The 4,755-nt window shown below is 63.3% G+C and carries 3 protein-coding genes; 2 read left to right on the forward strand and 1 reads right to left on the reverse strand.

Annotation, left to right across the window (positions count from 1 at the left end; all coding sequences use genetic code 11):
• Positions 1-200: 200 nt before the first annotated feature.
• Together ACEN88_RS24515 and ACEN88_RS24520 are read left to right on the forward strand one after the other, a co-directional pair.
• Complete coding sequence (locus tag ACEN88_RS24515; RefSeq protein ID WP_371765657.1) at positions 201-1,364, forward strand: tyrosine-type recombinase/integrase; 1,164 nt, start codon at positions 201-203, stop codon at positions 1,362-1,364.
• A 42-nt stretch (positions 1,365-1,406) separates the two neighbouring features.
• Entirely contained in the window at positions 1,407-1,721 is a 315-nt protein-coding gene (locus tag ACEN88_RS24520) for a carboxypeptidase-like regulatory domain-containing protein (protein ID WP_413343872.1), read from the forward strand.
• Here ACEN88_RS24520 and ACEN88_RS24525 read toward each other — a convergent pair whose 3' ends face one another.
• Positions 1,722-3,209, reverse strand: coding sequence for a hypothetical protein (locus ACEN88_RS24525; protein ID WP_413343874.1), 1,488 nt, complete (start codon positions 3,207-3,209; stop codon positions 1,722-1,724).
• Positions 3,210-4,755 lie beyond the last annotated feature (1,546 nt).

Raw genomic sequence — 4,755 nt, forward strand, 5'->3', positions numbered from 1 at the left:
CGCGCGGGCCGACGCCATGCTGGCGCTGGCCGCGATGGTGGGCGCGGTGACGCTCGCGCGGGCGGTCGACGATCCGGCGCTGGGCGACGAGATCCTGGCCGCGACGCGGCAGCGACTCCTGGACTAAATCAACGCCGGCGCTGGGCCGTCTGCTGCCGAGCTGTTATACTGTATAAAAACACAGTCATCCCAGCGCCGCCATGCCGAACTTCACGCCCATCGACCTTGGTCCAACGATACCGGAAGCGATCACGACCGGCGCGAGCGGTCGCCTGCACGTCAAGATGTACCGCCAGGCCGAGGACGCGATCACGGAAGCGACCACGGACATCGAACTGGCGCGCGAATTCATCGCCCACGGCGAACTGAGCGCGAAATCCATCCAGAACACCCAAAAGGAATTGTTCCGCTTCCTGACCTGGTGCCGCGAGGAAGCGAAAAAGACGCTGGCCCAGCTGAACGTCGCCGACCTGAACGCGTACAAGGAATTCCTCAAGAACCCGCCGCCCGAGTGGGTCTGCACGACGAAATGGCCACGCACCGATGCGCGCTACCGGCCGTTCACGGGACCGCTGTCCGACGCGAGCCGGAGACAGGCGATGATCGCCGTGAAGGGCCTGCTGGGTTTTGCCGAGCAGACGGGCTATCTGCGCCGCAACCCGGGCGCGCTCGTGCGCAACGTCCGGGCGCCGTCCGCGAGCCGCATTACGCGCTACCTGACGCAGGGCGCGATCGCGCTGGCGCTGGAGACCGTCGCACACCGTGCTGCCGACACGCCGGCCGCGCTCAAGCGCCGCGCCCGCGACCGCTTCCTGCTCGTCGCCTTCGCGCATACGGGTGCGCGCCTGAACGAGATCGTGGGTGCATCGATGGGCTCGATCTACACGGAAGGGAATGGCCGCTGGTGGATCGACGTCCTCGGCAAGGGCAACAAGCCGCGCCGCCTGCCGGTGCCGCCGGACATGCTGGACGCGTTTCGAACCTACCGCCAGGCGTTCGGCCTGTTGCCGCAGACGGGTCGGACCGACCGCACGCCGCTCGTCCTGTCCAGCCGCAGCCGCGAGCTCGCGCGCATCACGGACGAAGCGGCCTCGGAAGCCATCAAGGCGATCTTCGCCGACGCGGCAGGCGTGGCGGACGGGCGCGGCGACGCCGACACGGCCGCCACGCTGCGCCAGGCATCCGCGCACTGGCTGCGCCACAGCATGCTGACGAACCATGCGAACAACGGCGTGCAGCTGAAGACGCTGCAGGACACGGCGGGCCATGCGAACATCGCGACGACGGCCGCTTATCTGCACAAGACCGACAACGAGCGCTACGACGAGATCATCGCTTCCGTGAACGGCCGCGGCATCCTGTAAGCGCCTTACGCTGCGCGTTTTCGTGACTATACTGGATGCATGGTGCTTCCAGCTCACGCTACCAGCGGTATCGACGGCGAGGTGATCCTGCGCCCGGTGAGCCCGGTCGAATGGCCGTGCATGGTCAACCAGCGCCCGTACCAGGCGCTGATCGCCGTGGCGGATGGGGCAGGGCGCCGCGTGGCGGAGGTCCGCAGCGATTCCGACGGCCGGTTCCGCATCATCCTCGAGCCCGGCACGTACGTCCTGCAACCGGAATCCGAGGCCATCTATCCGCAGGCGCCGGCGCAAACGGTCACGGTGGGAAAGGACCAGTTCACGCCGGTACGCATCATTTACGACAGCGGCATCCGCTGATCACGACGCGAAGCCGATGCCGACGATCCGGCTGCCCCAGTCGTGGTTGGTCAGGACATCCTCATTGACCAGCCACGCGCGCCGCGTGTTGCGCGGATCCACCGTCACTGCCGAATAATCGCCCCAGCGGCCGCCCGTGAAGAACGTCGGACTCGTGAACGCCGCGATGCCCGGGCTCAGCGAATACGTGGTGCCGTTGTTGTGGTCGAAGCCCGAGAACCGCACCTGGGCGTTGGTACCGCGTGGCGGGTCGGTCATCGTCCAGGTCACGTAGATGTCGTTCGCGCCGTTGGCGGCGATCGCCGCGTTGAAGTCGAACGACGTCGACGTCCCGAAGAAGAACGCGCTCTGCACGAGCGCACTGGTGGCCGTATTGATCTGGTAGAACTTGGGCGCCGCATAGCCCACCAGGTTGACGGTATGAACCTGCCACAGGAAGTCGCCGGTCTGCGTACTGGCGTTGACGAAGCGGCCGTCGAGCGTATCCAGCGTGGACGTCGTGCCCGGCTGCGGCGCGTCGGGCGGGGCGGTGTAGGCGGGCACCGCCACGCTCACCGGTCCCGTCAGCTGGATCGCGTTCGGCCGGCTCGAATTGGTGAGCGTGTAGAGGCTCAGACTGCTGCCGCCCGATGCGGCGACCAGGTACGTGCGGGCATTCTGGTCGAGCACGATCGGCGGCGCGAGCGTGGCGCGCAGGCCCGTGAAGACGGGAACCGAGAAGCCGAGCCCGTTGTACAGGCGCGCTTTCGCCACCGCAAACATGTCCGCACCCCGGAATCCGCCGGACGACGTGAAGACGTTGGCCGTGATGATGACCGCGTCCTGGTCGTAGCCGAGCTGCGGGTAATCCCAGAAATCGCCCGCATTGAAGGTCACGTTCAGCGCGTAGATGAAATACGAGCCGAGCGGATTCGACGTGGTGGAGATCGCGACGAAGAAGAGCTGGCGCGTGCTCGACTCCTGGAACGCGTCCGCCGTGACGACCCAGCGGTTCCACACGCTGTCGTACACGGCGCGCGGGTCGAACAGCACGCGGGTGCTATAGCCGAAGAAGGCGGCCAGCGAAATGCTGGTGCGCTGGCTGGGATTGGTCCGCAGGAAGATATCGATGTGGGAGTTGGTCACCTCGACGAAATGATCGAGACCCACCGCGCCATGCGTGTCCGGCGGCATCAGGCCGTCGACGTCGGTCGCACCCGCGAAATTCGGACCGACGAGGACGATGGGCGCGCGGGGGAGGGCTTCGGCTTCCATGTCCGCCTCGACCGGCTTCTCGCCCATCCGGTCCTGTGCCCGCAGTTTCGATTTAAGTTCTTCATACTCGGCCGCAGGCATCGTCGGCAGGAAGGGCTTCGATTTTCCCTGGGCGACCGCACGCGCATTCGGCGCCACATTGCTTTCCATGTCTTGCAGCATGGTCTCCACAGTCCTCAGTTGCGGCGCTGCGGCCTCCAGTTGAGTCCCGATTTCGATAGCAGAATGTTTCACGACAGTACTCCTTTCCATTGAAATAGCTTGCAGCATTGGAACCGGCAGAGGGCAGGCGCCATTCCCGCGCCGTCCACTATCGTGACAAACGGGCTCGGCGTTGTTGATAGGGGTCAGGGCGAGAGAGCGCGTCTTTTGGGAAGGAGTTTCCTACTGGAGCGGGAAAATACTGACGATTGAAAAGGCAGACTTGCCTATTCGGTCGGATAATGAGGTCATTTCGGCTGTATATTGTTGACTCGGAATATTTTTAACCGCCCTTTTATTCAAATCGACATTATTTCCACTAATGTCGAGTTTATTAGGCTTGAATAAGACCCCGATAGGGGAAAGAAAAGGTTTGGGAATATCCGCTTTCGTCAGCATTATCGGAATTTATTTGACTGCAAACCCTGTTGTCGCTCAACTCTCGCAGAATCGGGGCGAGATGGCGTTACGAATTGCGGAGCCTGCCATTTCATTTTTTATTGCGATTGATGTTCCCTCGGTGTCCGGGCTTGGCTGGCGACGCCACGGGGCATCGCGAGTTCTCAGCACCACCGAAACAAGACTTGGCGCATCGACTTCCGAAGCGTGCCGCCTGATCCGGGAGCTACGGCATCGATATCGATGCCGCGCCGCGGCCTACGTCCTGAGGCACCGCTGAGACGAGGCAATACCATTCGAATTGCGGAGCGCACCGCGAGCTCTCAGGCACCGCCGAGACGATGCGGCCCATCCAAACTGCGGAGCGCGCCTCCCGATGCCGCAGGCGCGGCTTCGATCCCGATTGGATTCCAGCGCCGCCTGCAGATCGACGCCCGAGGTCGGGCAGGCTGATTCAACTCGATTGCGCGCACGCGCGCGGCGCCGAGACGTTCTCGGAGCCCACGGAGCTGGCGACACGGCCGTAGGCAGCCCGGCCACCGCGTCCAGACCCCGATGCCATGGCAAGACGAGCGCGTGCACATGGCAGTGATCCATCTGCCTCCGGGACGACATGTACGACATGCCCGACGTTCTGCCGGAAAGCAGTTTACTCTGCCAGGGAAGGCATCCCTCGGCTGTCTCGATAAACGTCATTTGACATAATATAGATTATGCGAAATTCGACGTCGCCGTGATTCGTCACGAAAATCAACAGTACGCGCATGGTTTAAACGGATGCTTATACCGGCTACATTGAAGCCGACAGCAAGCTAGAAGGTCCAAAATTTCACGCTTTGAGACGCCTGCCAACAGCAGGCGTTTTTTTTTGACCTCGACAACGCGATACTGCTTCCTCAACCGGGCCTGCCCGAAACGGCCGTCGCGGAGATTACGGATAACCCAATACGAGCGCCGTATTTCACTGTAGATCGTTTGAAGCTCCGTCGGCCCAAGACTGTCGTATGGAAACAACTCTAGTTGCATATCGGAAATATACCAAATCCCCTGCAACCGTACCGAGCCCGCGCCCTTGAGGGCCGCTTGGGATACTCGGGGGCGGTTTATGGGCCGCGGCATAAGCGGGCCCACACCCCCCCCCGCCCCCCCACCCCCCCCCCCGGCGGGGCGCAGGGCCCCC

Source organism: Massilia sp. CT11-108, assembly GCF_047302915.1.
Lineage (GTDB): Bacteria > Pseudomonadota > Gammaproteobacteria > Burkholderiales > Burkholderiaceae_D > Telluria > Telluria orientalis.

Excerpts from the sequence above, each read along its gene's own strand:
- ACEN88_RS24515 (WP_371765657.1), top strand. The coding sequence starts at position 201 with ATGCCGAACTTCACGCCCATCGACCTTGGTCCAACGATACCGGAAGCG.